General features: G+C 70.4%; 27 protein-coding genes and 1 pseudogene. 7 read left to right on the forward strand and 21 right to left on the reverse strand.

Annotation, left to right across the window (positions count from 1 at the left end; genetic code table 11):
• The first annotated feature begins 148 nt into the window (after positions 1–148).
• Positions 149–1048 carry an MBL fold metallo-hydrolase gene (locus MKK54_RS12035; protein WP_244011139.1) on the forward strand — a complete coding sequence of 300 codons (900 nt, stop codon included), beginning with the start codon at positions 149–151 and terminating at the stop codon, positions 1046–1048.
• 50 nt (positions 1049–1098) lie between these two features.
• Here the strand turns inward: MKK54_RS12035 and MKK54_RS12040 are convergent, their stop codons facing one another.
• Together MKK54_RS12040 and MKK54_RS12045 are read right to left on the reverse strand one after the other, a co-directional pair.
• A complete protein-coding gene (locus MKK54_RS12040; protein WP_244011141.1) occupies positions 1099–1653 on the reverse strand; it encodes a hypothetical protein in 555 nt (184 codons plus the stop codon).
• Positions 1654–1777: 124 nt separating this feature from the next.
• Positions 1778–3124 (reverse strand): PQQ-dependent sugar dehydrogenase, encoded by a 1347-nt coding sequence (locus MKK54_RS12045; protein WP_244011143.1) that lies wholly within the window; start codon positions 3122–3124, stop codon positions 1778–1780.
• Between the two features lie 209 nt (positions 3125–3333).
• On the opposite strand from MKK54_RS12045, the gene MKK54_RS12050 reads away from it, so the two are divergent.
• Positions 3334–3933, forward strand: coding sequence for an outer membrane protein (locus MKK54_RS12050; protein WP_244011145.1), 600 nt, complete (start codon positions 3334–3336; stop codon positions 3931–3933).
• A 19-nt stretch (positions 3934–3952) separates the two neighbouring features.
• Here the strand turns inward: MKK54_RS12050 and MKK54_RS12055 are convergent, their stop codons facing one another.
• The 7 genes from MKK54_RS12055 to MKK54_RS12085 form a co-directional block, all read right to left on the reverse strand.
• Entirely contained in the window at positions 3953–4939 is a 987-nt protein-coding gene (locus MKK54_RS12055) for an MBL fold metallo-hydrolase (RefSeq protein ID WP_244011147.1), read from the reverse strand.
• Between the two features lie 65 nt (positions 4940–5004).
• Positions 5005–5667 carry a DsbA family oxidoreductase gene (locus MKK54_RS12060; protein WP_244011149.1) on the reverse strand — a complete coding sequence of 221 codons (663 nt, stop codon included), beginning with the start codon at positions 5665–5667 and terminating at the stop codon, positions 5005–5007.
• 31 nt (positions 5668–5698) lie between these two features.
• A complete protein-coding gene (locus MKK54_RS12065) occupies positions 5699–6883 on the reverse strand; it encodes an MFS transporter (RefSeq protein WP_244011195.1) in 1185 nt (394 codons plus the stop codon).
• Between the two features lie 120 nt (positions 6884–7003).
• Complete coding sequence (locus MKK54_RS12070; RefSeq protein WP_244011151.1) at positions 7004–8458, reverse strand: MmgE/PrpD family protein; 1455 nt, start codon at positions 8456–8458, stop codon at positions 7004–7006.
• A gap of 370 nt (positions 8459–8828) precedes the next feature.
• Entirely contained in the window at positions 8829–9398 is a 570-nt protein-coding gene (locus tag MKK54_RS12075) for a YceI family protein (protein WP_244011153.1), read from the reverse strand.
• Positions 9395–9997 (reverse strand): cytochrome b, encoded by a 603-nt coding sequence (locus MKK54_RS12080; protein ID WP_244011156.1) that lies wholly within the window; start codon positions 9995–9997, stop codon positions 9395–9397. Before MKK54_RS12080 ends, MKK54_RS12075 begins: the two co-directional genes overlap by 4 nt.
• 34 nt (positions 9998–10031) lie before the next feature.
• Complete coding sequence (locus MKK54_RS12085) at positions 10032–10643, reverse strand: YceI family protein (RefSeq protein ID WP_409564168.1); 612 nt, start codon at positions 10641–10643, stop codon at positions 10032–10034.
• Between the two features lie 97 nt (positions 10644–10740).
• Here MKK54_RS12085 and MKK54_RS12090 point away from each other — a divergent pair, with 97 nt between their 5' ends.
• Positions 10741–11697, forward strand: coding sequence for a LysR substrate-binding domain-containing protein (locus MKK54_RS12090; protein ID WP_244011158.1), 957 nt, complete (start codon positions 10741–10743; stop codon positions 11695–11697).
• A 64-nt stretch (positions 11698–11761) separates the two neighbouring features.
• Entirely contained in the window at positions 11762–12805 is a 1044-nt protein-coding gene (locus MKK54_RS12095) for a YihY/virulence factor BrkB family protein (protein ID WP_244011198.1), read from the forward strand.
• Positions 12806–12844: 39 nt separating this feature from the next.
• On the opposite strand, the gene MKK54_RS12100 is transcribed toward MKK54_RS12095, so the two are convergent.
• Positions 12845–13549, reverse strand: a complete 705-nt coding sequence (locus MKK54_RS12100) for a hypothetical protein (protein ID WP_244011161.1) — start codon at positions 13547–13549, stop codon at positions 12845–12847.
• A gap of 402 nt (positions 13550–13951) precedes the next feature.
• On the opposite strand from MKK54_RS12100, the gene MKK54_RS12105 reads away from it, so the two are divergent.
• Positions 13952–14530, forward strand: coding sequence for an NUDIX domain-containing protein (locus tag MKK54_RS12105; protein ID WP_244011163.1), 579 nt, complete (start codon positions 13952–13954; stop codon positions 14528–14530).
• On the opposite strand, the gene fabI is transcribed toward MKK54_RS12105, so the two are convergent.
• The 3 genes from fabI to fabA form a co-directional block, all read right to left on the reverse strand.
• Complete coding sequence (gene fabI / locus MKK54_RS12110) at positions 14527–15360, reverse strand: enoyl-ACP reductase FabI (protein ID WP_244011165.1); 834 nt, start codon at positions 15358–15360, stop codon at positions 14527–14529. The two genes, MKK54_RS12105 and fabI, sit on opposite strands and share 4 nt — an antisense overlap.
• A gap of 429 nt (positions 15361–15789) precedes the next feature.
• Entirely contained in the window at positions 15790–17016 is a 1227-nt protein-coding gene (gene fabB, locus MKK54_RS12115; RefSeq protein ID WP_244011167.1) for a beta-ketoacyl-ACP synthase I, read from the reverse strand.
• A gap of 111 nt (positions 17017–17127) precedes the next feature.
• The gene (gene fabA, locus MKK54_RS12120) at positions 17128–17709 is read right to left on the reverse strand and encodes a 3-hydroxyacyl-[acyl-carrier-protein] dehydratase FabA (protein ID WP_244011169.1); all 582 of its coding nucleotides are present in this window, start codon (positions 17707–17709) and stop codon (positions 17128–17130) included.
• 361 nt (positions 17710–18070) lie between these two features.
• Here fabA and irr point away from each other — a divergent pair, with 361 nt between their 5' ends.
• Both irr and MKK54_RS12130 read left to right on the forward strand, forming a co-directional pair.
• A complete protein-coding gene (gene irr, locus MKK54_RS12125; protein ID WP_244011171.1) occupies positions 18071–18580 on the forward strand; it encodes a Fur family transcriptional regulator Irr in 510 nt (169 codons plus the stop codon).
• 178 nt (positions 18581–18758) lie between these two features.
• The gene (locus MKK54_RS12130) at positions 18759–19343 is read left to right on the forward strand and encodes a histidine phosphatase family protein (protein WP_244011173.1); all 585 of its coding nucleotides are present in this window, start codon (positions 18759–18761) and stop codon (positions 19341–19343) included.
• Positions 19344–19350: 7 nt separating this feature from the next.
• On the opposite strand, the gene MKK54_RS12135 is transcribed toward MKK54_RS12130, so the two are convergent.
• The 8 genes and pseudogenes from MKK54_RS12135 to MKK54_RS12170 all read right to left on the reverse strand — a co-directional run.
• The gene (locus MKK54_RS12135) at positions 19351–20064 is read right to left on the reverse strand and encodes a hypothetical protein (protein WP_244011175.1); all 714 of its coding nucleotides are present in this window, start codon (positions 20062–20064) and stop codon (positions 19351–19353) included.
• 114 nt (positions 20065–20178) lie between these two features.
• Entirely contained in the window at positions 20179–21183 is a 1005-nt protein-coding gene (locus tag MKK54_RS12140; protein WP_244011177.1) for a nickel/cobalt transporter, read from the reverse strand.
• Positions 21174–21854, reverse strand: a complete 681-nt coding sequence (locus MKK54_RS12145; protein ID WP_244011178.1) for a DUF1007 family protein — start codon at positions 21852–21854, stop codon at positions 21174–21176. Before MKK54_RS12145 ends, MKK54_RS12140 begins: the two co-directional genes overlap by 10 nt.
• A gap of 152 nt (positions 21855–22006) precedes the next feature.
• Entirely contained in the window at positions 22007–22345 is a 339-nt protein-coding gene (locus MKK54_RS12150) for a hypothetical protein (RefSeq protein ID WP_244011180.1), read from the reverse strand.
• A gap of 307 nt (positions 22346–22652) precedes the next feature.
• Positions 22653–23123 carry a cytochrome c-type biogenesis protein gene (locus MKK54_RS12155; protein ID WP_244011182.1) on the reverse strand — a complete coding sequence of 157 codons (471 nt, stop codon included), beginning with the start codon at positions 23121–23123 and terminating at the stop codon, positions 22653–22655.
• A complete protein-coding gene (locus MKK54_RS12160) occupies positions 23120–25123 on the reverse strand; it encodes a heme lyase CcmF/NrfE family subunit (RefSeq protein ID WP_244011184.1) in 2004 nt (667 codons plus the stop codon). The genes MKK54_RS12155 and MKK54_RS12160 overlap by 4 nt, the downstream gene beginning before the upstream one ends.
• Before the next feature lie 61 nt (positions 25124–25184).
• Entirely contained in the window at positions 25185–25715 is a 531-nt protein-coding gene (ccmE, locus tag MKK54_RS12165; protein WP_244011186.1) for a cytochrome c maturation protein CcmE, read from the reverse strand.
• A 177-nt stretch (positions 25716–25892) separates the two neighbouring features.
• A pseudogene (locus MKK54_RS12170) lies at positions 25893–26462 on the reverse strand (c-type cytochrome biogenesis protein CcmI); the annotation flags it as partial.

Below are 26462 nucleotides of genomic sequence, written 5' to 3' on the forward strand. Positions count from 1 at the left end.
GCAGGTTACTACCTCAGAGCAGTTCCACTTCGATCCCGGTAATTTGATCCCGGCACCTGCCTGATCGCCGACCCGCGAGAACTGGATCGCGTCGGCGCGACGAAGGGCACCCGATCTTAACGGGATCGGGGCACATGGTAATCGAGCGATGACCCTCTCTCCCCGCCTCCTCGCGGATGACGGCCTCACCCTGAAATTCTGGGGTGTGCGCGGTTCGACGCCCGTCAGCGGCCCGGATTACACCGAGTTCGGCGGCAACACGCCCTGCCTGGAAATCCGCTGCGGCGAGCGCCTGTTCCTGCTCGACGCGGGCTCGGGCCTCAACGCCTGCGGCCGGCACCATCGCGACGCGATGCCGAAGGAGATCGACCTCCTCTTCAGTCACCTGCACCTCGACCACACCGCCGGGCTGCCGTTCTTCAAACCCGTGGTGCTCGATCCCTCCCGGACCCTCAACACCTATTGCGGCAACCTCGACGGGCAGAGCGCCGAGGCCGCCCTCGACCGTCTGTTCTCGCCGCCGCTGTTTCCCGTCACCCTCGACATCATTCCCTGCCGGCTGGCCCATCACGGCTTCCGGGCGGGCGAGCGGCTGACCTTCGCCGACGGCGCCACCGTCGACACCATCCTGCTCAACCATCCCCAGGGCTCGGTCGGCTACCGCTTCGATCATGCGGGGCGCCGCCTCTGCGTGATCAGCGACATCGAGCACAGCGACCCCTGGCCCGATACGGCCCTGACGGACTTCGTGCGGGACGCCGACCTCGTGGTCTATGACGGCATGTTCACCGAGGGTGAGTACCCGGTCTGCAAGGGCTGGGGCCACTCGACCTGGCAGAAGGGCGTGGAACTGGCGCAGGCCGCCGGCGTGAAGGCCCTCGCCATCATCCACCTGCATCCGTGCCACACCGACACGATGCTCCTCAGCGTGGAGGCGGACATGCAGGCCGTGATGCCCACCGCCTTCATCGCCCGCGAGCGCCAGACCATCGCGGTCGGCGAGCCGGTCTGCGCCGTGCCCGCCCTGGCCCTGGCGCGGACGGCCTGAGCCGGGGTTCTCTCGCGGGCGAGCCCGGCGACGGTACGATCCGCGCCCGGCTATCGTCCGCGCGACGGCGGAATCAGGTCGGCCGGGATGCGGCGCGGGTCGCGATACAGGTCCTTCAGGGCCGCGCGCACCGCCTCGGTCCAGCGCCCGGTCCCGTCATCGTCGGGATGTCCGTTCGCGTAGGCCGCGAGCCAGACGTCGATCTCCTCGTCGTCGAGATGGATCGTCCCGACCCGTTCGCGGAAACGGACGAGGTTGGAGCGGGCGCGCAACTCGCTCTCGTCCTCCCGAAGGTCGTCGCGCGTCTCCCGGACCGAGACGAGTTGCGTGGCCGAGGACAGGGTCGCGCGCTCGAAGGCCAGGACGGCGCCCAGGCGAAGGTCCGGCCCGACCCGATCGAGCCCCGCGCGCCTGTCCCAGGCATCCTGCATCGCCTGGGCCGTCACGGCGGCCACGGTATGGTCCCGGAAGAAGCGCAGGCTCGGTCTGTCGCGATCCCCGGTCGGCTCCACCCGGAGCCGGTCGAGAACCCAGGCCTCCACCAGCGAAGGCACGAGGATGGGGTGATAGAGCTGCATGGGGACCTGACGGGCCGGGGGAAACACGTCCCCACGTCATCGCATGCCATCGACGGGCCGGTCGACGGGGTGTGGCCCGGCTCCGACCGACCGAGGTTCCGTGGGCGCCGGTCTCGGACCAAATCCGCCATCCCGAAGGGATCGACCGGTATTACTGCGTCCGGCTCGCCGCGCTGACGCGCCAGATCACCTTGCCGACATCGTCCGACACGAGCAGGGCCCCGGTCTTGTCGAGGATGACGCCGACCGGACGTCCCTGCGCCTTCTCGTCGGCAGTGAGGAACCCGGTGAGCGCGTCGACCGGCTGGCCGGTCGGCTTCCCGTCCTTGAAGGGCACGTAGATCACCTTGTAGCCGCTCTTCGGCCGGCGGTTCCACGAGCCGTGCTGGGCGACGAAGAGGCCGCTCTTCCAGGCCTCCGGCAGGCTGCTCGCCTGTGAGAAGGCGATGCCGAGGGAGGCCGTGTGGGTGCCGACCGCATAATCCGGCGCGAGCGCCTTGGCGACGAGATCGGGCTTCTGCGGCTGCACCCGCTCGTCCACGTGGCTGCCCCAGTAGCTGTAGGGCCAGCCGTAGAAGCCGCCCTCCCGCACGGAGGTGACGTAGTCCGGCACGAGGTCGCTGCCGATCTCGTCGCGCTCGTTCACCGCCGTCCAGAGCGTGCCCGTCACCGGTTCGAAGCCGAGGCCGTTGGGATTGCGCAGGCCCGTCGCGTATTCGCGCATCTGCTTCGTGGAAATCGTGTATTCCCAGATCGCCGCGCGGCCCACCTCCTTGTCGAGGCCGTTCTCCCCGACATTGCTGTTCGAGCCCACTGTCACGAACAGCTTCTTGCCGTCCGGGCTGGCGATGACGTTCTTGGTCCAGTGGTGATTGATGCCGGACGGCAGATCGACGACCTTCTCGGGCGTCGCCGTGATCTCGGTCTGGCCCGGCTGGTAGGGCACCTTCACCAGCGCGTCCGCGTTGGCGACGTAGAGGTCGTTGCCGACCAGGGCCATGCCGAAGGGCGAGTGCAGGCCCTTGAGGAGCACGTGGCGCTCCTCCGCGACTCCGTCGCCGTCCGCGTCGCGCAGGAGCACGATGCGCTCGGGGCTCTTCACCCCCGCTCCGGCCAGGCTCTTGACCTTGTCGGCCACCCAATCGGCGATGCCGGTGGAGGGATCGTCGGTCTGCGGCTTGTTGGCCTCCGCCACCAGCACGTCGCCGTTCGGCAGCAGGGCCATCCAGCGCGGATGCTCGAAGCCCTCCGCATAGGCCGCGACCTGGAGCCCCGCCGCCGCCTGGGGCTTGGCACCGTTCTCCCAGCGGGCGACGCGGGCGATGTTCACCGTCGGCATCAGGGTGGCGTTGGGAGCGGGCAGCGTCGGACTGGGCCCCTGGCCGGCCGCCGCGTCGAGGCTCGCGCTCTCCGGGTAGACGATGAAGCGCACGAAGGCGGCGCCCCCCAGGAGAACCACGGCGAGGGCCGCGAGGCCCAGTTTCGATCGGGTCCGCATGACAACCACTTCACTGGCGCGCCCGGTGCGGGCACTGTCTCACGGGATTAAGCGCCGAGCGCGGCTTTTGCTCCGTGACGCGCGCCTCGGGGTCGGCCGTGCCCGCTCGTCACGACCCGTGCCCGGCCTGCCTGTTTCGGCCCGTCCGCTTCGGCTAGGATGTCCGGATGCACAGGCCCGCCGCTTCTCGTCCGCTGCGCCGAATCACGATGGCTCTCCTGCTCGGCGGATCGGCCGTGCGGGCGGACGCCGCCCTCGCGCAGGGCGTTCCGTCCCTGATGGGCTTCGGAGCATTGCCGTCCTTCGCTTGGCCCGACTCTTGGCCGCGATCGACCGGAGAGGAGGCGAGCCGCTGGACCGGCTCCTATGCCCGCATGTCGACCGGCTTCGAGGTCGCCTCGTCGCGGCGCTTCGGCGGCTATGCGGGGCCGACCTTCGGCGTCGAGGGCGGCCGGATCTGGCAGGAGGGCCGGTTCCTCTACGGCGTCGTCGGCGGGTTCGATTATCTCGCCGTGAACGGCGGCGGCCCCATGCCGGGCTTCGGAGGCTTCACCTACACGCGGGACTTCGCCGGGGCGCTGCAGTTGCAGGTCGGGACGCTCCTGACGCCCGATGTGCTGCTCTACGCCAAGGCGGGGGGCTCGGCCGTGCACGAGACCTTGCGCCTCGGGGCCACGTCGGTCGCGCAGCCCTTCACGCGCTCGGACATCGCGATCCGCCCGGATGCCCGCGTCGGAGTCGAGTGGGCGGTGACCGACCGCCTCTCGCTGGCGGTCGAGGCGGGCGTGGTCGGCCGCGGCCTGCGCTGACGCGGCCCCGCGCCGCGCCTCATCGCGAAACCGGGTCCCAGGGCGCCGCCACCTCGCGATACCCCTCGGGGGTCTTCTCCAGGTGGCCGACGCCCGGGAAGGGATAGTGGAAGCCCTGGAGCAGGGTGCGCTCGGCCGCGATCCGGTCGTAGACCCGGCGGCGCGTGGCCTCGGCCTGGGCGGGGTCCGCATCGTACATCACGTGCCAGCCCGGATGGCGGGCGAACAGCACCGGCACGTTGGTCACGTCGGATTGCACGAAGAGGCTCCGGTCGCCCGAGGCGAGCAGGAACGACGTGTGCCCCGGCGTGTGGCCGGGCGTTCCCACCGCCGTCAGGCCCGGCGCGACCTCCCGCTCCCAGGCATAGGGCGTGACCTTGCGGGCGAGCGCGTCGAACACCCGGCGGGCGTTGCGGAACCCGTCCTGCGGCCGGCCGGCCGGGGCTCGGCTCATCGCGCCGTCATCCATCCAGTAGGCCCATTCCGCCTCGGGCACGAGGATCTCGGCGTTCGGGAAGGCGGCCTGGCCCTCCGGCGTCACGAGGCCGTTCACGTGGTCGCCGTGGAAGTGCGAGATCACCACCGCGTCGATGGTGCTCGGGTCGAAGCCGGCGGCCTTCAGGTTGGCGTGGAACTGCCCGACGGCGCCCCGGCTCGCCTGGAAGGCGGCCTCGCCGTTGCCGGTGTCGATGACGATGCGCCGGCCCCCGGTCTCGATCACCAGCGGGGTGAAGGGCACCGTGAGCGTCGCGCCGTCGCGAAAATCGGCGACGAGCGCCGCCGACACCGCGGCGCGGTCCGCGTTGAGTACGAAGCGCTCGGGCAGCGGAAAACTGTTGGCGCCGTCCGTCACGGCCGTGACGCGCGCCTCGCCGACCCGGTAGCGATAGTATCCGGGCGCCTGGCGCGGCTCCGCCGCCGCCGCCGCCCCGGCCGGCCGCGTGCCCGCGAGGGCGGAGGCCGCGAGCGCGCCCGCGAGGATCGTCCGTCGGGTCGTCTCGGTCATGGGAAGCACCTTCCGGTTTTCGGCCGCCGCGTTCGCGGGAAGCGAAAGCCGGTTCGCGTCGTCCGTCAATCCCGTTGCGGTGCCTCGACCGCGTCGCGGTCCGCCTGACGTCGCCGGATCAGGTCGATCCAGTGTTCGCGCGTCTGCGCGCCGGAGACGGCCCGGCCCTCGTCGACGATGAAGAACGGCACGCCGCCGATCGCCATCCGGGCCGCCTGCGCCTCGAGCCCGACGATCCGGTCCGAGAGGTCCGTGCGCGCCAGCGCGGCGTTCGCTGCGTTCGGGGCGAGCCCTGAAGCTCGTGCCAGGCGCAGCAGCACGGCCCGGTCGCCGATATCCTCGCCCTGCTCGAAATAGGCTCGGAACAAGCCCTCCACGAGGGCCTCGCCGCGACCCGCCTCCTGCCCCGCCGCGATCAGCCGGTGCGCGTCGCGCGTGTTCGGCGTGCGGCGCATGCGCTCGAACGCGAAGGCGATGCCCTCCGCCTGCCCGTATTCCGTCATCTGCGCGTCGAGCTGGGCGCTGCGTGCGAGCCCGAACTTCCGATCGCGGTACACGGCCCGCGCGACGCCCTCCGGCGGCATGTCCGGGTTCAGTTCGAAGGGCAGCCACGTCACCGTCGTCGTATCGCGCAGGCCGAGTCCGTCGAGGGCGTGCTCGAGGCGGCGCTTGCCCAGGAAGCACCAGGGACAGATCACGTCCGAGAACACCGAGATCGTCAGGGACATCGGGGTTTCCTTCCCGTTGATGGAGCGGCGCTCATCGCGGCGGCGTGGCCAGCCGCCGCGCGGTGACGAGGCCGAGCCCCGCGATGACGACCGCGCAGAGGCTGAGCGCGACGAGCTGCCCGAGGCTCTGGAGCGCGCCGCCGAGGATCGCGACGCCGAGCGCCTGCCCGCAGAAGAACGAGAAGGCATGGAGCGCCACCGCCGAGGCCCGCGCGGTCGGCGCCACCTCGGTGACCTGCACCTGGAAGGTGTTGTGGAGCATGTAGAAGCCGAGCCCCATGGCCACCAGGGCGGCGCAATCGACCTGCCAGCGTCCGGCGAGCCCGATGGTGACCAGGGCCCCGGCACAGATGAGCCCGCCGCCGATCAGCATCCGCGACATCCCGAGGAAGCGCAGGAGCAGGCCGACGGAGAACGCGTAGAGCAGCCCGCCCGCCGCGAAACCCGCGAGCGCCAGGCCCGCCTCGCGGGCACCGCCCTCGCCGCGCGCCTCGATCAGCGGCGCGAGATGCGGGAAGATCCCGAAGACCGCGATCGCCTCGATGAACACGGCCCCGAACAGCACCCGTGCGCGCGGGTTCGCGACGATGTCGCGGTAGCGCGTCACCGCCGTGCGGAAATCCGGCCGCCGGGGCGGCGCGCCCGCGCTGCGGTCGAACCCGAGGATCGCCGCGCCGCAGCCGAGGGCGGCCACCCCCGCCGTGATGGCGAACACGCCCGCCCAGCCGATCGCGCCCTCGATCAGGCCGGCGAAGGTCGAGCCGGAGAGCTGCCCGAGGATCACCGCCACGAGGAAGCGGCCGATGGCCACCTGCCGGCGCTCGATCGGGATGCGGTCGCCCATCAGCGCCAGGGCGAGGGGCACGACGCCGCCGGCGCTGCCCCCCGCCACCATGCGCAGGACGAAGAGCGTGCCGAGGTCGGTGGTCAGGGCGCAGCAGGCGAGTGCCAGGGTGAGGATGCCGAGACAGATCGCGATGATGCGCTCCTTGCCGAGCGCATCGCCCACCGGGCCGAGGATCGGCTGGATCAGCGCGTAGGGCAGGGCGAAGGCGGTGGAGAGCAGCGCCACGGTGTGCGGATCGCTCCGCAGGTCGCGCGCCAGCACCCCGACCAGCGGCTCGATGGAGCGGCCCGCGAAGGTGCTGGCGAAACCGGCCGCCGCCAGGATCACGATCAGGCGCGTGGTCGAGAACTCGGCCTTCAGGTCCGGTATCCTTGCAGGGCAGACGATCGGCCCGCGACCGCCGCGAAGCGATGCCTTCGCGCTTCGCCATACGGTGCGAAGGCCGGCCCGTCGATGCCGATCCGCCTCGACGTCACGTGCCGCCCGGCATCAGGCCTGGACGCCCGCGCGGGCCACGTCGCCGGCATCGGGCAGTTCGGCGATGCGCCAGCACAGGTCCATGACCCGGCGGACCTGCGCGTCGGGCAGGATGCCCTCGGCGAGATCCGTGAACTTTGTCTCCAGCGCGGCATCGGACATCGGCCGCTCGACGCTGCCGATGGCGTGCTCGATGCGGCGGCTCAGGGCGCGCCCATCCTTCAGCACGACCGTCATCTCCACCTGCTCCGGCCTGATCGCCGGGTCGACGACCGGCTTCACCCGGGCTCGGAGCGCGGCCACCACGGGATCGTTGACCGCCCGATCGCTGAACTGCCGCTCGCCGCCGGCCCCCTCCACCAGCGCCACCGCGACGGCGTGGTAGATGCTGAACTTGCCCTCAAGACCCGAGCGCGGTGCGGTCTTGCCGGTGAGTTCCAGCACCAGCGGATGCACCCGCATGTCCACCCGCTCGATCGCCTCCGCCGTGAGGTGGTTCTCGTTGCGCAGCTGCACGGCGGCATCGATGGCCGGATGCATGACGATGCCGCAGGCGAAGGGCTTGTAGGTGTTCAGCGCCGCCTCGTAGCGGGTGCCCAGCCCCTCGGTGATCTCGCGGTAATCCTGCTTCGTCGAGATGGTGTTGGCCCAGCCGCGCTTGGCCTCGATCATCCCGTCCGAACTCGTGTAGTTCTTCGAAGCCAGGATCGCGGCGAACAGCCCGTTCGCGGCGGCCCGGCCGGGGTTGAAGCTCTTGTTCATGGAGCCGAAGGATTCGCGCAGGCCGACGGGCTGCGAGGCCGCGAGCCCGAGCGCCCAGACCATCTGCTGCTCACTCAGGCCCATCAGCTTGCCCGTGGCGGCGGCGGCGCCGAACACCCCCGCCGTTCCGGTGATGTGCCAGCCGACATCGTAGTGGTTGGGGTAGACGGCGTTGCCGATCCGGCACTCGGTCTCGACGCCGAGCACCAGGGCGTTGAGGAAATCCGCGCCCGAGACCGGATTCATCTCGGCATAGGCCAGGATCGCCGAGGCGACGGGGCCGGCGGGATGGATCACGGTCTTCAGGTGGGTGTCGTCGTAATCGAAGATGTGGCTCGCCACGCCGTTGAGGAAGGCGGCGTTCATGATGTCGAAGCGCTCGGGGCGCCCGAACAGCCCGGCCTGCGGCGGCCCCGAGAACGGCTTCAGGGCCGAGACCGCGACGTCCAGGGTCTCGTGGTGCGAGCCGCCGATGGCGACCCCGACCCAATTCAGGAGGGTGCGGGTGCCCTCGTGGCGGACGGAGGCGGGCAGGTCCGCGTAGCGGGCGCCGACCACGTAGCGGGCGAGGATCCGGGTGACTTCGGGCGGCACCGCCTTGGGCTCGGGCGGGGACGCAGCCTGCGCGGAGGGGACGCTGCCGCCGGTTCCCACGAGCGCGAGGCTCGCGCTTCGGAGCAGGGTACGGCGATCGATCGTCGGCATGGGCATGGCTCTCCCTCTCGCGTGTCGGAGGGGTGTCTTGGGAGCACCCCGTCCGCGCGCCGACGCGGTCACCGGAGGCCGGCGATGCCGTCTCGGTTCCGGTGCCCGGACGGCACGGACCGAGGGATAACCTTTCCCGCCGGCCGAGGCTCCCCGGTCCGGGACGCAGCCGAAGATTTTTACCTTCGGGAAACAAGGTTTTCAAACGTCAGAAGCGTCGGTGGTCCCGGCATCGCGTCTCTCGCTTCGGAGGGACGTCTCGCGAGGAGGGATCGGCGGCCATCCCATGCGGGCCTTTACGGATGCATTGCTGCGGCACTGCTACGGCAGGGCTCATCGTGAGGCGACGGAACGCGGCTGTCCCCCGCCTTCAAGGGGCGGAGACTTGCTCCGTGGCGGTCAGGTCGATGTCGACGCCGACCTCCAGCGCCACCCATTGCCCGGACGTCCAGGGGCCCTGCCCGACGCCGAACTGGGTGCGGACCAGATCGAGATGGCCGGTGGCGCGGGCGCTCGATCCGTTCCGCGTCAGGCGGAAGGGCAGCACCGCGTCCCGGCGGATGCCCCGGATCGTCAGCGTGCCCACCGCCTCGTAGGCGTCCCCGCCCTTGGCCGCGAAGCGGGTCGCCTCGAACCGGGCCCGCGCGTTCGCCTTGGTGTCGAACCATTCCGCCTGCGGCAGCGCCGCGTCGCGCTGGGCGTCGCCGGTCTCTGCGCTCGCCAGGTCGACATCGACCACGGCATGCCCGGATTCCGGCGCGGCGGGATCGAAGTCGATCCGCGCGGTGAAGCGCGTGAAGCGTCCCTGGAAGGGCGCGCCGACCTGAACCCCGGAGAACCCGATCCGGCTCTTGGCGGCATCGACGACCCACGTGGCGGCCCGGACGCTCGCCGGGAGGATCGTCAGGGCCGTGACGAGGACGAGGCGGGCGGCGATCATGGTCGGGCTCCGGTGCCGAGCGGGAGGCGGGGCAGCATCCGCCGCAGGGTGTCGTCGCGCAGGACCCAGTGGTGCCGGAGTGCCGCGCCCACATGCAGGAGCAGCAGGGCAATGAGGAACCAGGCGCCCCAGGCGTGGATGTCCTTCAGCCAGGCCTCCACCGCCGCCTTGTTCGCCATCTCCGGCAGAACCGGGAGGTGCGGCCAGGGCACGGTTCCGAAGAGCATGGTCGGCAGGTTGAAGGGAGAGGCCGAGACCAGCGCCCAGCCGACCAGCGGCAGGCCCAGGGTCAGGGCGTAGAGCAGCAGGTGGGCCAGGTGGGCGCCGCCGCGCTCGCGGCGCGGCAGCGCGGCGGGCAGGGGCGGCGGCCGATGGCTCAGCCGCCAGCCGAGACGCAGGAGCGACAGGCCCAGCACGGTGATCCCGACGGACTTGTGCCACTGGTAGAGCTGGAACCGGCGTATCGCCGTCAGGTCCCCATGCGTCATGACGAGTCCGATCCCGATCAGCCCCAGCACCGCCAGCGCGGTGAGCCAGTGCAGCGCGATGGCGACGCGGGTGTAGCGGAGCGGGGCCGCCGGCCGGGCCGACTCGATCATGACGCTCTCCTTCCGGCGGGTGTCCGACCGGGACTTACTCCTGACGCTCGAAGGCGCCCGCGATGGTGAGGTGCAGGTCGTCGCCGATCAGCGGCACGTAGGTCTTCACGCCGAAATCCGAGCGCTTGAGCGTGCCGGTGACTTCGAAGCCCACGGTGACCTTCTTGCTCAACGGGTTCGTGCCGGCCCCGACGAGCGTGACGTTCAGCGTCACGGGCTTCGTCACGCCGTGCAGGGTGAGGTCCCCCGTGACCTTCGCCTTGTCCTTGCCCTCGGGCGTGACCTTGGTGGAGACGAAGGCCATCTGCGGGAACTGGGCGGCATCGAGCCACTGGGCGCCCTTCAACTCGTCAGTCAGCTTCGCGCTGGTGGTCGCGACGGAGGCGACCGGCACGCTGATCTTGAGGCTGCTGGCGCTCGGGTTCTTTGGCTGGAGGTCCAGGGTCCCGGACACGTCCGAGAAGCCGCCGGAATAATTCGAGAAGCCCATATGCGAGACCCGCCAGCCGACCTGGGTGTGGGCGGGATCGACGGCGTAGGTTCCGGCCTGGATCTGCGCCGGGTCGCGGGTCGGCGGCGTCTGGGCCAGCGCCGGGGCGGCGAACGCGAGGGTCAGGGCGACGAGCGGCGTGGAGAAGCGGATCACGATGGGCTCCGAGGATGGCAGCGCCGGGCGGCGCCGCTTCGGTGGAGCGCAGATAGGCCGGTTTCATCCGGTGCGATAGCGCGCTAATCGGAGACGCATGGTTGCGATTTCGGAAACCTTCGCCGGAAACCTCGACGACGTGCGGGCCTTCTGCGCGGTGGTCGATCTCGGCAGCATGACCCAAGCCGCCGCGTTCCTGCGCGAGACCAAGGGCAGCGTGAGCCGGCGCGTCGCCCGCCTGGAGAGCGTGCTGCGGGTCACCCTTCTCGCGCGGACGTCGCGCGCGCTGTCGCCCACCGCCGAGGGCCTGGCCTTCCACGCCCGGGCCATGGAGAGCCTCGCCCTGCTGGACGAGGCGCTGCAGACGGCGCGGGGTGCCCGAACCGTCCCGAGCGGGCACCTGCGCGTGACGGCGTCGATCGATTTCGGGATCGAGGTCCTGCCGGACCTCGTGGCGCGTTTCCGGGCGCGTCATCCGGAGATCAGCCTCGAGCTCCTGATCACCGACAGCCGGCTCGATCTCGCGGCCAACCGGGTCGACCTCGCCCTGCGCCTCGGCGGCGACCATCCGGACAGCGGCTACACCGCCCCGATCCTGGCCGACCTGACGATCGGGCTCTACGCGGCGCCGGCCTACCTGCGCGACCGTCCGGCACCCGTCGAGCTCGCGCACCTGTCGGCGCACGACGTGGTGTTCTCGCGCGAGCGCCTCGGGGCGGCGCAGATCCTGGTCTCGGATGGGGAGGGCCGCGAGGAGCGGATCGCGCTCCGCCCGGCGGTGCGGGCCACGGATTTCGCCACGGTGCTGCGCCTGACGGTGGCGGGCGCCGGGATCGGCCACATTCCGAGCCTCGTCGCCGCGCGGTCGCTGGCCAGGGGAGACCTCGTGCGCGTCCTGCCGGATTGGGCGAGCCGGGGCGGCACCCTGCGCGCCGTCACGCTCGCGGGACGCGAATTGCCCGCCCGCGTGCGGCTCTTCCGCGAGCATATCCGGGCGGAACTCGGACGCGTCCACGCCGTCGTCGAACCGCGACCGGTCCCCGAACTCGGGTGAGACGGCGGCGCTCCGAAGGGGTTAAGCTTCGCGGGAACGGCAGGTGACGACGCAAGGTCTCGGTATGGTGGAGGACGGGCAGGAAGGGCAGGATTGGCGCTCGGTCAGCACCCGCGCGCTCAGCCCGGACGAACTGGCGCAGGCGCGCCAGCGCGCGCACGAGCCCGGCCGGGGCCGTGGCGCGACGGACCCCACCGACATCCCGAAGGCCGGATGGCGGGACATCCTGTGGCGGGTGTTCTGGGCGATGCCGCAGGACCGTGTCCTCACCACCGCCGGCGGCGTCGCGTTCTTCGCGCTGCTCGCGGTCTTTCCCGGCCTCGTCGCCGTGGTGTCGATCTACGGGCTGTTCTCGGACCCGAACGTGATCGGGCAGCATGTCAGCCTGCTGACCAATATCCTGCCCCCCGGCGCCCTCGATCTCCTCTCGGACCAGTTGATGCGCATCGCGCAGCGGAGCACCGGCTCGCTCAGCACCACGTCGGGCGTCAGCCTGCTGATCGCCCTGTGGAGCGCCAATTCCGGCGTCAGCGCCCTCTTCGACGCCCTCAACGTGATCTACAAGGAGCGGGAGAAGCGCAGCCTCGTGCGCTTCTACGCCACCACCTTCCTGTTCACGATCACCAGCGTGGTGTTCTTCCTCGTCTCCACCGGCGCCGTCGTGCTGCTGCCCGCGATCCTGAACCGGCTCGGCTTCGTTACCGCCACCGACACGATCCTGCAGATCGTGCGCTGGCCGGCCCTCCTCGGCGTCGTCACCCTCAGCCTGTCGCTGATCTATCGCTACGGTCCCAGCCGGAACCGGGCGAAGTGGCGCTGGGTGACCTGGGGCGGCACCCTGGCGGCCCTGCTCTGGGTGGCGGCCTCGGGCGTCTTCTCCTGGTACGTGGCGAGTTTCGACAGCTACAATCGCATCTACGGCTCGCTCGGAGCGGGCATCGGCTTCATGACCTGGATGTGGCTCTCCATCGTCATCGTGCTCTTGGGCGCCGAGATCAATTCCGAGATGGAGCGTCAGACGGGCCGCGACAGCACCGAGGGCCAGCCGAAGCCCCTCGGCGTGCGGCAGGCCTACGCGGCCGACAGCGTGGGTCCGAGCCAGGCGTGACGCCGGCGGGCGGCTCCGAAACGCGCTCGGTGGGGCCCTTCAGGCGGGCGCTGCGTGTAGCCGGTAGATGGCGAAGCCCGATGGGACACGCCGATCGAGGTACTTGGCGTACCAGGCACCCTCGACGGGCTGAAACTCCGGCCGCTCGAAGGATGCCTTGTTCTGAGGGTTGACGTAGACGACGTAGATTTCGCGCGGCGCCTGCCTGTACGAATCCAGGATGATGTCCGCGATCCGCTCGACCAGCATCGGTCCGAACGGATTGAACAGGTAGATGACGCAGGGCTCCAGAGGGAGCCTGTAATCCGTCGCATCGAGCGTATGCAGCCGGAAACGCGCCCGATCCTCCGGCGCGGGGAAGGTCGTCGCGATGTTCTGCGACGCGATCGCGTTCAGGTCGCTGGCGAATTCGACCCCCTCGATACGCCCGTAGGACAGCTTGCCGGCGAGCAGGAGGGCCCGGCCCATGCCGGAGCCATAATCCACGAACGTGAACCGCTTCGGATCGAGGGTCAGGGAGCCGACGCTAAGCCAGAACGTCCGCGCAGGGCTCGGGGCATATTCGTGGGCGTTGGCCGCGTTCATGCCGACGATCTGCATCTCGCTCGGTTGACGACGCTCCTCGGTGCGGACGCCGTTCCGCCGATCGAATGGCCGCCCGACGGCGCGCCAGAGCGAAGCTGACAAGATATGCCCGACCGGTTTGAGAAACTGACGTTCGTTTCGACGCATGTGCCGTGGCATTGGTATCGTCTGTCCCCATCGACGCACCGAGCATGAAAACGTCAGGCAGGTCGATCTGCTTGCGGCATATTGAAAGATGTGAGCGTTCTACGATGTCTTCGATAGCCGTAGATCGTCGGGTTATCATTGTCACCCTGTGGAATTGGGCCCAATTGTTGAGGCTCGGCTCCCGCGCACAGGTTCCCATGGTGGATGGCACGCGCGGGCACGCGACCGGGACCGGGACCGGGGCGGGCGGCGTGGTCCCGGGAGGGAATGGCGCATGGTCGACCTCGCCTCCGCCCTCGGCCATGGCGCCAAGAGTCTCGTCCGGAGTTGTCTTCCGAGGCTGCGACCTCCGAGGGCGCGCCGACCGGCCGCCCGCCAGCCGTCCTGCCATCCGCTGCGAAGGAACGTTCGCCCATGAAAGCCGAGATCCTCAGCCTGCGCACCCTTCACGACGGCTGGACCCGCTTCTCCCTCGCCAGGGTCCGGCTCGCGGATGGCACCGAGGCGGAGCGCGAGATCGAGGATCACGGCGATTCCGTCGGCGTGCTGCCCTACGATCCCGAGCGCCGGGTCGCCACCCTGGTGCGTGAACTGCGCGTGCCCGCCCTCTACGCGGCCGGCGAGCAGGCGCAGCTCGAGGCGCCGGCCGGGCTGATCGACGACGGCACGCCGGAGGAGAACGCCCGGCGCGAAGTGCTGGAGGAGGCGGGCCTGCGCCTCAACGACCTGGAGCCGGTCGGCGCGGCCTATTCCTGCGGGGGCATCTCCACCGAGCGCATCCACCTGTTCCTGGCCGCCTATAGCGCGGGCGATCGGGTCAGCGGGGGAGGGGGCGCTGCGGGCGAGCACGAGAACATCAAGGTCGTCGAGATGCCGCTCAGCGATCTCGCCGGCATGGCCGACCGCTGCGAACTGGCCGACCTCAAGACCCTGACCCTGGTCCTCGCCCTGCGTGCCCGCCGGCCGGACCTGTTCGGGGCGAACCGGGACTAGACCGCGTCGCCGATGACGCCGGCCTCGTCCTGGGCCTGGAGCACGTCGGGCCGGGGCATCGAGATGATGTTGTAGCCGGAATCCACGAAGTGGATCTCGCCGGTGACGCCGCCCGACAGGTCCGAGAGCAGGTACATCGCCGAGCCGCCGACCTCCTCCTGGGTCACGGTGCGCCGCAGGGGCGCGTGCGCCTTCTGGTGGTTGAACATCAGGCGGGCATCGGCGATGCCGGCACCCGCGAGCGTGCGCATCGGCCCGGCCGAGAGCGCGTTGACCCGGATGCCGTCCGGGCCGAGATCCCCGGCGAGGTAGCGCACCGAGGCTTCGAGGGCGGCCTTGGCCACGCCCATCACGTTGTAGTTCGGCATGATCCGGGTAGAGCCGCCATAGGTCAGCGTGAGGAGCGAGCCGCCCCGCGGCATCCGTTTGGCCGCGCGCTGCGCGATCTCGGTGAAGGAGAAGCAGGAGATCGTCATCGTGCGCGAGAAGTTCTCGCGCGTGGTCACGTCGACGTAGCGGCCCTTGAGCTGGCCCTTGTCGGAGAAACCGATGGCGTGCACGACGAAGTCGAGGCCCTCGGGAAAGCGTTCATCGAGGGCCGTGAACAGCGCATCCACGCTGGCGACGTCCTCGACATCGCAGGGCAGCACGATGTCCGATCCGACGGAGGCGGCGAGCGGGGTCACGCGGCGTCCCAGGGCGTCGCCCTGGTAGGTGAAGGCCAGCTCGGCGCCGTGCCGATGCAGGACCTTGGCGATGCCCCAGGCGATGGAATGATCGTTGGCGACCCCCATGATGAGGCCGCGCTTTCCCGCCATCAAACCCGTCATGCATTTCCCCTGGACGCAGAACCCGGGCCTTCGAAGCCCATCTCGATCGTTGGAACGAGGCTTAGCGCGGGGGTCCCGGCCCTGTCCAATCGCATGCCGGCTCGATGGGCGAGGGGCATCGGTCCGGCCCCGAAACGACGAAACCCCGCGCCGGGCTCGAGGCCGGCGCGGGGTTTCGTCTGATCCGAAGACCGAACTCTGTCGCGAAGGCTAGAAGTAGCCGTCCGTGTCGCAATTGGCCCGGTCGATGATGGCCTGCTTGATGTAGACGGCCGTGGTTCCCGCGATGGCGATACCGCCAAATGTCCCGAGCGTGAACCAAAGCATGGCCGTTACTTTCCGCATTGCATTCATGCATTGAACGCAGAAAAGTGTCGCCAGTTCCTTAATGCCTTCCGGGGAAGGGTTAACGCTCAGGCAGCAGGCCGATCAGGCGTCGACGTTCTTCAGCACCAGGGTCGCGTTCGTGCCGCCGAAGCCGAAGGAATTCGACAGGACGTGGCCGAGCTTAGCCCCGTCCCGGCGCTGCCGCAGGATCGGCATGTCGGCGAAGGCCGGGTCGATCTCATCGATATGCGCGCTCTCGCAGATGAAGTCGTTGTTCATCATCAGCAGCGAGTAGATCGCTTCCTGCACGCCCGTCGCGCCCAGGGAGTGGCCGGTGAGGGATTTCGTGGCCGCGATCGGCGGGCAGGCATCGCCGCGCCCGAACACTTCGCGGATGGCCTCGATCTCCTTGTCGTCGCCCACCGGCGTCGAGGTCGCGTGCGGATTGATGTAGTCGATCTTCGCGCCCTTCAGGCCGCCGATCGCCTGGTTCATGCAGCGCACCGCGCCCTCGCCCGAGGGCGCGACCATGTCGTACCCGTCCGAGGTGGCGCCGTAGCCGGCGATCTCGCCGTAGATCGTCGCGCCGCGCGCCTTGGCGTGCTCGTATTCCTCCAGCACCAGCACCCCGGCGCCGCCCGCGATGACGAATCCGTCGCGGTTGGCGTCGTAGGCGCGCGACGCCCGAGCCGGCGTGTCGTTGTACTTCGAGGACATCGCGCCCATCGCGTCGAACAGCACCGACAGCGTCCAGTCGAGATCCTCGCAACCGCCCGCGAAGATGATGTCCTGGCGCCCGCCCTGGATGATCTCGGAGGCGTTGCCGATGCAGTGGTTCGACGTCGCGCAGGCCGAGGAGATCGAGTAGTTCACGCCCTTGATCTTGAACCACGTCGCCAGCGTCGCCGAGGCGGTGGAGGACATGGCCTTGGGCACCGCGAACGGGCCGACCCGCTTCGGGCCCTTGTCGATCGCGATGGCGGCGGAATCGACGATGACCTTTGTGGAGGGACCGCCCGAGCCCATGATGATGCCGGTGCGGTCGTTGGAGATGTCGCTGGCCTCGAGGCCGGCCGCCCGGATCGCCTGATCCATCGCCACGTGGTTCCAGGCCGTGCCGCCGCCGTGGAAGCGCATGGCGCGCCGGTCCACCACGCCCTCGGGATCGAGGCTGGGGCGACCCTCGACCTGGCTGCGGAAGCCGTGCTCCGCGTAGGAGGCGGATCGGCCGATGCCGGACTTGGCCTCGCGCAGGGAGGCGAGGACTTCCTCGGTGTTGTTGCCGATGGATGAGACGATGCCCATCCCGGTGATCACGACACGCCGCATGGACACGATGCTCTCCGCCGCCGGGGCTGTTCTTCGCGGTGCTCGTTCGGGGACCGCACCTTCGCGCTATTTCAGGTAGGACGCCGGGGTCCCGATCTCAACCGGGCCGGGTCAGCCGCCCGCGGCCTCGCCCTGCGCCTGGAACAGCGCGACGCGCAGGTCCTTCGCCTCGTAGATGCGGGTGCCGTCGGCCTCGAGCCAGCCATCCGCGATGCCGAGCACCAGCTTGCCCAGGCGCACGCGCCTGATGTCGATGCCGTAGACGACCTTCGTCACCGTGGGCAGCACCTGATCCGTGAACTTGACCTCGCCGACTCCGAGCGCCCGCCCGCGTCCGGGGGCGCCGAGCCAGCCGAGGTGGAAGCCGACGAGCTGCCAGAGGGCATCGAGGCCGAGGCAGCCCGGCATCACCGGATCGTTCTTGAAGTGGCAGCCGAAGAACCAGAGGTCCGGGCGGATGTCGAATTCCGCCAGCACGTGACCCTTGCCGTGGGCGCCGCCCTCCGCGCCGATCGAGACGATGCGGTCGAACATCAGCATGGGCGGCAGCGGCAGCTGTGCGTTCCCGGCGCCGAACAGCTCGCCACGGCCGCAGGCGAGCAATTCCTCGTAGGAATAGTGCGAGGCCCGCTGGGGCACGGCGGTCGATGGGGTGGAGCCCGACGGTGCGTTCGAATCGGAAGCAGAAGCCATGATGAGCGGATCGGTCCTCGAAATGAGTCTGCGGCCGCGCGGTGGCCCACCGGGCTCGACGGCGCGACAATCGGCGCCTCGTTAACACAGGGCCTGTGCGCCTCAAAGCAGCACCGTGCAAACCCGGATTCGACACGCGGCGGGCGCGAGCCGAATTCGGCGAGACGGGCCGAAGGCCGGGGAGAACGTCCCGTTTCGCGCTCGGTTCAGGCCCCGGTATCCGGTGCATCGTCCCGTGCTGTCCGTCGCCCGCGAGGCCGGCGGTCCCGTGCCGGCGCGCCGTGCGGGTTGCGGTGGGCCGGGCGGTTCCGTATACTTGAGCGCTCAATCTCTGTTTTTACGTGGGATGTTCGTCAGCCCAATGTCCAACCTTCTGCCCTTGCAGGCCGTGCTGAACGCGCGGGCCTCCGTTCCTGCCGGCGATGCGGCCGCTGGTCGTCGCGGATGCCCGCTCTCGGATCTGCGTGATCGTCTGCGTCGGGCGGGCCTGCGTCCCACCCGCCAGCGCCTTTCCCTGGGGTGGCTGCTGTTCGGACGCGGCGATCGTCACCTCACGGCGGAAATGCTCTACGACGAGGCGATGCGTGCCAAGGTGCCGGTCTCGCTGGCGACCGTCTACAACACCCTCCACCAGTTCACCGAGGCTGGCCTGCTCCGCCAACTCGCCCTCGACGGCTCGAAGGCGTATTTCGACACCAACCCGAGCGAGCACCACCACTTCTTCCTCGAGGACGAGGGACAGGTGATGGACATGCCCGATTGCGGCATCACCGTCGATTCGCTCCCCGAGGCTCCCGAGGGCATGGAAATCGCCGGCGTCGAGGTCATCGTGCGCCTGCGCCGCCGCAGCCCGGTGGCCCGCAAGGCCTGAGCGCTTCCCGCGCGTGAGCGACCAGATCGAGGCCCGGGAAACCGGGCCTTTTTCATGGGCGCCGCGGTTCTCTGGCGCCTGAGCGCGTCGATCGGCGCGGCAACGATGGCTCGTCATCGGGGTTGTCGCTGGCCGGCTCGTCGTTCGCGCCGAGCCCCTCACTAAGAACCGGATCGGTATGGCTCCCCATCGCATCGTCTGCGTCCGTCACGGCGAATCGACCTTCAACGCCGCCCACCGCCTCACGGGGCGTGATCCCGGTCACGTGGATGCCCGGCTCACCGAGCGCGGATTGGCTCAGGTGCGGGCGGCGCGCGCGGCCCTGCACGGCATCCCGTTCGATCTCGTGGTGACCTCACCGCTGACCCGGGCGATCCAGACCACCCAGGGCATCTTCGGCGACCATCCGAGCCGCCCGCGCATCCTCGTCGAGGTGCTGCACCGGGAATGCCAGGAGAGCAGTTGCGACGTCGGCCGCGCGGCCTCGATCCTGGCCACCGAGTTTCCCGATGTCGCGGTCGACCACCTGCCGGAGATCTGGTGGCACGCCGAGGGCGAGCCCGATGCGAGCGGCGTGCATATCGAGCCGCGCCCCCTCTTCGATGCCCGCGTCATCGGCTTTCGCGACTGGCTCGCGGCACGCCCCGAGCGCAGTATCGCGGTGGTCGGCCACGGGACGTTCTTCTTTCACCTGACCGGAACCTGGCTCGACAATTGTCAGACCGTGGAGTTCGATCCGGCCGCCGTGCCCGTCCACGCCTGAACGGGCCTCAGCCCGGCCCGGCGCGGGCGGCGTCTAGGCGTCGCCGCGCCAGGTCGGTGTCGATCGCGGGCGCCCCGCCTCCGAGTTCGAGCGCCTCGTCGAGGATCGCCGCCGCGGCGGCCCAGCTGCCCTCCACGAACGGAGCCACGCCTTCCGCGACCTCCGCGGCGCAGCGTGCATCCGTGAATGCCGCCACGGCCGCCGAGGCGGCGCGGGCCACCGCCGAGGCGCGGGCTCCCTGTACCCATCTGCCCCGTTGCGAGGCGGCCTGAGCCCTGGCTCCGCCTTCCCACGCGGCGGTTCGGGCCGCCGCCAGGGCGGCCTGCGCGTCACGGGCGCCCTCGCAGCGGGCGGCGAGGGCGGGCAGGCCGGCATGGTCGAGGAGTGGGGGCAGGAGCCGCTGGACGCTCGCCTGCGCCAGGAACTTCACGCGCGCCGCCTCGATCGCGGGCGCGTCGGCCGAGCCGGCGAGGCGCAGCACGAAGGCCATCAGCCGGGGCCGCTCAGCATCCGGCATGGCATCGTTCAGCCCGAGGGCGTAGGCGGCGAGGGGGCGCGAGAAGCAGGGCGGGCACTCGGCCGAGGCGCGGATCGCCCGGTAGGGCAAGCCGGCGGCGACGATGGCGGCCTCGTTGATGCAGGTGCCGCCGTCCGGGCCGGGAAAATCATGTGAGCCGGCGAGGAGCCGCCAGTTCAGGATGTGCTCGAAGCCCGCCGCCATGCGTCACGCTCTCCCCGTCATCGGAGAGGCAGACTGGCACGGCCCGAGCGGCTTGGCGAGGAAACTTGGCGAGGAAACTTGGCGAGGAAACTCGGCGAGGCGACCGGCGGGCGGTCAGCCGCCGAGGTCGGCCGCGAGCCCGGCCAGCATGGCGAGCCCGAGCACCAGCACGAAGGCGCCCGCGAGCAATTCGAGGCCGCCGATCGCGCGTGCGCCGGTCCGGCCCCGTCCGCCCGCGAGCCGCAGGGCCAGGGCCTTGGCGAAGACCGCGAGGCTGGCCAGCGCACCCGTGGTCAGGGCCGTGCCGAGCGCCATGGCGAAGGTCGCCGCGATGCCGGCGGCGAGCAGGCCCTGCGAGGCGGAGAAGACGAGGATCAGGACCGCGCCGGCACAGGGGCGCGTCCCGGCCGCCAGCACGATGCCGGCCCGCTCGCGCCACGTGGTGAGGCGGCTCATGGCCGCCGCGTCGGTGAGGTGGACATGCCCGCAACCCGGCGCGCAGACCGCGTCCCCCGTGCCGGCCAGACGACCCGCCTTGCGCCAGGTCATGCCGAGGCCGAGGAGGGCCACGAGGGCGAAGCTCACGGTCTCGATCAGCGTGCCGGCGCGCGTCATGCCCGAGGCCGTGGCGCCGAGCACTAGGGTTCCGATGCCGACGAGGGCGATGGCGACCAGCGCCTGCAGCAGGGCGGCCGCGAAGCTCAAGGTGAAGCCACGCGTCAGGGCGCGCTCCCCGGCGACGATGTAGCCGGCGATCACCGCCTTGCCGTGGCCGGGCCCGGCGGCGTGGAAGACGCCGTAGGCGAAGCCGAGCAGCATCATCGGCCCCCAAGCGCCGTCCCGCTTCAGGCCCTGGACCGCGCCCTGGAGGCTGCGCGAAAAGCTCGATTGCAGGGCCAGGATCCAGCCCCCGAGCCCGCTCGCGGCCGGTGCCGCCTCGCGAAAGCCGATGCCGAAGGGCGAGCGTGGCGGCGGCGCCAGGCTGGGGCTCACCAACCAGGCCAACCCCGCGACGATCAGGGCCGCCACCAGCACGGCGGCCAGGGCGAGGAGCGCTTGGCAGATGACGGGCCGACCTGGACGGAGCCCGGCGGCTTCGAGCGCCGTGCCTACGGACACGCGACGATGATCCGGTTGGCGAACTGGAGCCCGTAATTCGAAGCCGAGGTCAGGGCCTCGAAGAAGGCTTCCGACATGCCGGGCTTGGCCTCCGCCGTTTTGCCCTCCGCAGGGTCGGCCTTTGGCCGGGTCACCGTGGCGGCGCAGCCGCTCGGCGCTCCGGAGAGGCGGGCGGCGTCGGTCCCTTCGGCGAGGTTGAACGAGACGAAGAAGGTCGGGTCGTAGACTTCGAGGGCCGTCACGCCGCGCCCCTGCGCCACCGGCGCCTTCAGGGGCAGGAGGAAGCTTAGAGTCAGCTTGTCGCCCTCCATGGCCATGCGCGGCTCGGTCGGATCGGCGAAGGCCTGCTCCTTGCCACCCACTTTCAGCTTGGTGAAGTAGGCGAATTCGGCGAGATTCGTGGTGTTCTCGGCGGCCAAGCCGGCGAGCTCGTCCGGCGTCAGCTTGCCGTCCTTGTTCGTGTCCAGCCCCTGGGTCACGAAGGCCGAGTAGGACGCGTCGAAGGTCCAGGCGTGTCGGATACCCGTGACCCGACCGCCCTCGCCATAGGCGATCTCGGCCTTCGTCGTCACCCAGACATGCGGATGGGCCCGCGCGGGGGCTGCGAGGCACGCGGCTGCGAGCGCCAGCCCGAGGGCCGTCAGGATGCGGGAGGGCGACGCGATCGACATGGCGCGGGACGCTCGCGGCTCAGGATGAACAAAACGTAAAGCGGCGCCGTCCCCAGGAGGCGGCGCCGCTCGATGTGTCTCGTTCCAGTTGGGCGAAAGCGAGGCGTTCGCAGGCCCGCGCCGGATCCGGGCTCGTGATCGGGATCCGGCGATCAGTCGGCCGAAGCGACGTCGACCCGGTTGCCACGGCGCGAGAACGCGATGGTGGTCTCGCGGCCGTCGGCGCCCAGAACGCCCGGAACGGAGAGATGCACGGTCTGGTTCGCGTTGAGGGTCGTGATCATCCGGATCACCTGCGGGGTGTCCGAGCCGGAATTCACGGAGGCCAGCGTCGCGACCACGCGGTAGCCGTCCTGAGTCTCGGTGTAATAGGCCGAGCCGCGGAAGGAGGCGAGATCGATGCTGGTCGCACGCGCGACCTGCAATTCGGTGGCGAGCGCCGGCGCCGTCGCGAGCGTGGCGGCGAGGAAGGCGAGGGGGAGTGCGCGCATCGGGGTGTCCTGTCCGGTTACTGTCCGCCGGGAGCGCCCGTTCGGAGAGCCGGTATCACCGGGAGACCCGAAGATGGCCGAGAAATGCTGCGCTGCGAAGAGGCTCATTTTGCATTGCAATGGCGCTCTGCGAGCATGGCTCGGCTAAAATAATCTTTGAGTCATGCAAAATAAGCTTGAATCAGGTGGTTGCGAGCGGTTTCCGACGTTCGATCGGCTCGATCAGGATGACACCGTCCGGATTGTCCGCTGATCTTGTGCGATGCGGCAAGCGGCGGGATCAGGCCCGCCGGGCCGGCATCGCGATTCAATCGCGGCGCGTGAGTGCGGCGATCTCCGCTTGCTCGGCCGGGCTCAACCCCTGCGGCGATGGCCCGACACGACGGCGCGACAGTCGCCAGAGCCCGAACAGCCCGAGGCCCACCACCGCGACCGGCGTCAGCCAGAGGAGCAGGGTATGCAGGGCGAAGACCGGGCGCAGCAGCACGTACTCGCCGTAGCGGCCGACGACGTAGGCCTGCACCTGCGCGTCGTCGTCGCCGGCCCGGAGGCGTTCCCGCACGATGAGGCGCAGGTCCCGGGCGAGCGGCGCGTCCGAATCGTCGATGGACTGGTTCTGGCAGACGAGGCAGCGCAGGCCGGCGGAGATGTCGCGCGCCCGCGCCTCCATCACCGGGTCCTTCAGGACCTCGTCCGGCTGTACCGCGCTGGCCCCCCCCGAGGCGGCGAGCACGAGGCTCAGCGCCAGGGCGGCGCGGGCCCCCAGGAGCCGGGTCATTCAGCGGGGGCCATGCCTGGGGGGAGCGCTTTCGCCCTGGCCCGCGCGGGAGCGCCGACGCGCATGCGCCGGTCGGTGAGCGAGACGGCCCCGCCCAGCGCCATCACCACGGCCCCGAGCCAGATCAGCAGGACGAGCGGCTTGTAGTAGAGGCGCAGGCCGATGGCGCCTTCCGGCAGCACCTCGCCGAGACTGGCATAGACCTGACTCACTCCGACCGTCAGGAGGCCGGATTCCGTCACCGTCATCTTGCGGCTCGGATAGAAGCGCTTGCCCGTCTCCACGGTCCCGACGAAGTCGCCGCCCGCGTTGCGGATGGTGAGGAAGGCCGTGGTCTCGGAATAGTTCTCGCCGGCGCGGGGCCCGACCCGGTCGAGGGTCGCCACATAGGGGCCGGAGGCGAGCGTCTCGCCGGGCTTCAGGGTCTTCAGCCCTTCCGTGGCCCAGCCCTGGGCGGCGATGCCGAGCACCACCACGCCGACGCCCGCATGGGCCAGCGCCGTGCCCCAGGCCGAGCGCGGCAGGCCGGCGGCGCGGCGCCAGATCGCGGCCGCCCCCCGGGCCCGGCTGGCGCCGTAGCCGCGGGCGCGCGAGACGATCTCCATCACGGAGCCGACCACGAGATAGGCGCCGAGACCGATGCCGACGGGCGCCATCATCGGTCCGCCCCAGGTCAGCGCCAGCACGGCGAGGCCGATCACCAGCGCGATGGCCAGCGCCGCGAACAGGCGCTGCGTGGCCGCGTGCACGTCGCCGCGCTTCCAGGCCAGGGTCTGGCCGAAGGGCACGATCAGGAGCAGCGGGATCGCCAGCGGAACGAAGGTGTAGTTGAAGAAGGGCGGCCCGACCGAGATCTTCTCGGCCGTCAGCATTTCCAGGAACAGCGGGTAGAGCGTGCCCACGAACACGGTGGCGCAGGCGGCTGCCAGGAACAGGTTGTTCATCACCAGCGCGCCCTCGCGCGAGATCGGCGCGAAGATACCGCCCTGGCGCAGCATCGGTGCCCGCCAGGCGAACAGCGTGAACGAGCCGCCGATGAACAGGATCAGGATGGCGAGGATGAACACGCCGCGCGTCGGATCGGTGGCGAAGGTGTGGACCGAGGTCAGCACGCCGGAACGCACGATGAAGGTGCCGAGTAGGGAGAGCGAGAAGGTGAGGATGGCGAGCAGGACGGTCCAGACCTTCAGCGCGTCGCGCTTCTCCATCACCACGGTGGAGTGCAGGAGCGCGGTGCCGGCGAGCCAGGGCATCAGCGAGGCGTTCTCGACCGGGTCCCAGAACCACCAGCCACCCCAGCCGAGCTCGTAATAGGCCCAGTACGAGCCCATCGCGATGCCGAGGGTGAGGAAGCTCCAGGCGGTGAGGGTCCAGGGCCGCACGGCCCGGGCCCAGACGGCGTCGATGCGTCCCTCGATCAGCGCCGCGATGGCGAAGGCGAAGGTGATCGAGAAGCCGACATAGCCGACGTAGAGCAGCGGCGGATGCACTGCGAGGCCGAAATCCTGAAGCAGCGGGTTGAGGTCGTTGCCCTCCGCCGGGGCCGGGTTCACCCGCGTGAAGGGGTTCGAGGTCGTGATGATGAACAGCACGAACACGAAGGTGATCAGGCCCTGCACCGCCAGGGTGTTGGCCCGCAGGGTCGGCGGCACGGATTCGCGCGCGACCGCCACCAGCGCCCCGAACAGGGCGAGGATGAGCACCCAGAGCAGCATCGAGCCCTCGTGGTTCCCCCACACGCCGGAGAGCTTGTAGAGGAAGGGCTTCGTCGTGTGCGAGTTCTCGATGACGTTGAGGACCGAGAAGTCCGAGGTGGCGTGGGCGTAGGTCAGCGCGCCGAACGAGAACAGGATGCAGGCGAAGGCGCCGAGGGCCGCCGGCGTCGCGACGGCCCGCAGGGCCTGGTCGCCCGAGCGCGCGGCCCAGACCGGCATCACCGCCTGGACCAGGGACAGGGCGAGCGCCAGCGCCAGCGCGAAGTGGCCGACCTCGATCAGCAAGGCGGGATGTCCTTCCGGTTGGAGATCTGCGGGTTGACGATGAGCCGGTTCGATCTGCGCATCATCGCTCGCTGCGTTGACCGAGGGTCTTGTCGCTCGTGGGTGTCTTCACGTCCGATGCCTTGGCTTCGGACGCGGTGGCCGCGCCGGTCATCCCCTTGCCTTCCTGCCAGCGCCCCTGCGCCTTCAGCGCGTCGGCGACCTCGCGCGGCATGTAGGACTCGTCGTGCTTGGCCAGCACCGTGTCGGCGCGGAACACGCCGCCGGGCTGAAGCGTGCCCTCGGCGACCACGCCCTGGCCCTCGCGGAACAGGTCGGGCAGCAGGCCGCGATACTGAACCTGGACGGTGGCGTTGGTGTCTGTCACCGAGAAGTCCACGGTCTGGTCCGGGCCGCGCTGGAGCGAGCCGTCCTTCACGAGGCCGCCGAGGCGGAAGCGCGTGCCGGGCGCGACGCCCTGGCTCGCGACCTCGGTGGGCGAACGGAAGAACACGATCGATCCGCTCATCGCCGACAGGATCAGGCCGAGCGCCAGGGCCAGCACGGCACCGCAGGCGGCGATCAGGATCAGGCGGCGGCTCTTGCGGGTCACGGGACGAATTCCGGTTCGATGGATCGGACGGTTCTGCAGAAAGGCGTCACGCGCCCGATAGGATGATCCAGGATAAAATCCGACGGGTTCTGGTGTCGGCCCAGGCGCCGGCGGGGTCAAGGGCCGGAGCCGGGACCGATTGTCAGGGGCGGCCGGTCCCCCAAGGCGCGCGCTGGTTCAGGGCTTGGAGGGCGGGCTCCCCGGTCGGGGCGCCTCGGCGCGAAGCCCGAGTTCGCGCGACAATTCGTCGAGGCGCTCGATCGCCCCCGGATCGGGGCTCAGCGCCATGCGGGCCCGGTCGAGGGTCTGCACCGCCCGCTCGCGCTCGCCGAGCACGCTGTAGGAGCGCACGAGGCGCAGCCAGTCGTCGACGCTGCCGCCCCGGGCGGCGAGGCGGCGATCCAGGCCCGTCACCATGCTGCGGATCGCGGCATCGCGCTCGGCGGCCGGCATCGCCTTCACGGCGGCCACGGCCGCCTCGGTGCCGGCGCGCCCCGCCTCGTCGGCGGCGGCCGGCGCGGCCGGTGCCGGGGCCGTCGCCCCCTCGATCTCGCGGGCCATCTCGTCCAGGCGGCCCTTGGCGTCCGGGTCGTCGGCGAGGGCCTTGCGCGCCCGTTCCAGGGCGGCATTCGCCTTGTCGCGCTCCTTGAGCACGCCGTAGGAACGCACGAGGCGCAGCCAGTCCTCCAGGGTGCCGCCCCGGTCGGCGAGGCGCCTGTCGAGGCTGTCGACCATCGCCCGGATGGC

This window comes from Methylobacterium sp. J-068 (genome assembly GCF_022829445.1).
Taxonomy (GTDB): domain Bacteria; phylum Pseudomonadota; class Alphaproteobacteria; order Rhizobiales; family Beijerinckiaceae; genus Methylobacterium.

What these genes read in the sequence shown, in the direction of transcription:
- MKK54_RS12035 (WP_244011139.1), top strand. Translation starts at nt 149, where the DNA reads ATGACCCTCTCTCCCCGCCTCCTCGCGGATGACGGCCTCACCCTGAAA.
- MKK54_RS12045 (WP_244011143.1), bottom strand. Translation starts at nt 3,124, where the DNA reads ATGCGGACCCGATCGAAACTGGGCCTCGCGGCCCTCGCCGTGGTTCTC.
- MKK54_RS12050 (WP_244011145.1), top strand. Translation starts at nt 3,334, where the DNA reads ATGGCTCTCCTGCTCGGCGGATCGGCCGTGCGGGCGGACGCCGCCCTC.
- MKK54_RS12055 (WP_244011147.1), bottom strand. Translation starts at nt 4,939, where the DNA reads ATGACCGAGACGACCCGACGGACGATCCTCGCGGGCGCGCTCGCGGCC.
- MKK54_RS12060 (WP_244011149.1), bottom strand. Translation starts at nt 5,667, where the DNA reads ATGTCCCTGACGATCTCGGTGTTCTCGGACGTGATCTGTCCCTGGTGC.
- MKK54_RS12070 (WP_244011151.1), bottom strand. Translation starts at nt 8,458, where the DNA reads ATGCCGACGATCGATCGCCGTACCCTGCTCCGAAGCGCGAGCCTCGCG.
- MKK54_RS12075 (WP_244011153.1), bottom strand. Translation starts at nt 9,398, where the DNA reads ATGATCGCCGCCCGCCTCGTCCTCGTCACGGCCCTGACGATCCTCCCG.
- MKK54_RS12080 (WP_244011156.1), bottom strand. Translation starts at nt 9,997, where the DNA reads ATGATCGAGTCGGCCCGGCCGGCGGCCCCGCTCCGCTACACCCGCGTC.
- MKK54_RS12090 (WP_244011158.1), top strand. Translation starts at nt 10,741, where the DNA reads ATGGTTGCGATTTCGGAAACCTTCGCCGGAAACCTCGACGACGTGCGG.
- MKK54_RS12095 (WP_244011198.1), top strand. Translation starts at nt 11,762, where the DNA reads ATGGTGGAGGACGGGCAGGAAGGGCAGGATTGGCGCTCGGTCAGCACC.
- MKK54_RS12100 (WP_244011161.1), bottom strand. Translation starts at nt 13,549, where the DNA reads ATGCCACGGCACATGCGTCGAAACGAACGTCAGTTTCTCAAACCGGTC.
- MKK54_RS12105 (WP_244011163.1), top strand. Translation starts at nt 13,952, where the DNA reads ATGAAAGCCGAGATCCTCAGCCTGCGCACCCTTCACGACGGCTGGACC.
- fabI (WP_244011165.1), bottom strand. Translation starts at nt 15,360, where the DNA reads ATGACGGGTTTGATGGCGGGAAAGCGCGGCCTCATCATGGGGGTCGCC.
- fabB (WP_244011167.1), bottom strand. Translation starts at nt 17,016, where the DNA reads ATGCGGCGTGTCGTGATCACCGGGATGGGCATCGTCTCATCCATCGGC.
- fabA (WP_244011169.1), bottom strand. Translation starts at nt 17,709, where the DNA reads ATGGCTTCTGCTTCCGATTCGAACGCACCGTCGGGCTCCACCCCATCG.
- irr (WP_244011171.1), top strand. Translation starts at nt 18,071, where the DNA reads ATGTCCAACCTTCTGCCCTTGCAGGCCGTGCTGAACGCGCGGGCCTCC.
- MKK54_RS12130 (WP_244011173.1), top strand. Translation starts at nt 18,759, where the DNA reads ATGGCTCCCCATCGCATCGTCTGCGTCCGTCACGGCGAATCGACCTTC.
- MKK54_RS12135 (WP_244011175.1), bottom strand. Translation starts at nt 20,064, where the DNA reads ATGGCGGCGGGCTTCGAGCACATCCTGAACTGGCGGCTCCTCGCCGGC.
- MKK54_RS12145 (WP_244011178.1), bottom strand. Translation starts at nt 21,854, where the DNA reads ATGTCGATCGCGTCGCCCTCCCGCATCCTGACGGCCCTCGGGCTGGCG.
- MKK54_RS12150 (WP_244011180.1), bottom strand. Translation starts at nt 22,345, where the DNA reads ATGCGCGCACTCCCCCTCGCCTTCCTCGCCGCCACGCTCGCGACGGCG.
- MKK54_RS12155 (WP_244011182.1), bottom strand. Translation starts at nt 23,123, where the DNA reads ATGACCCGGCTCCTGGGGGCCCGCGCCGCCCTGGCGCTGAGCCTCGTG.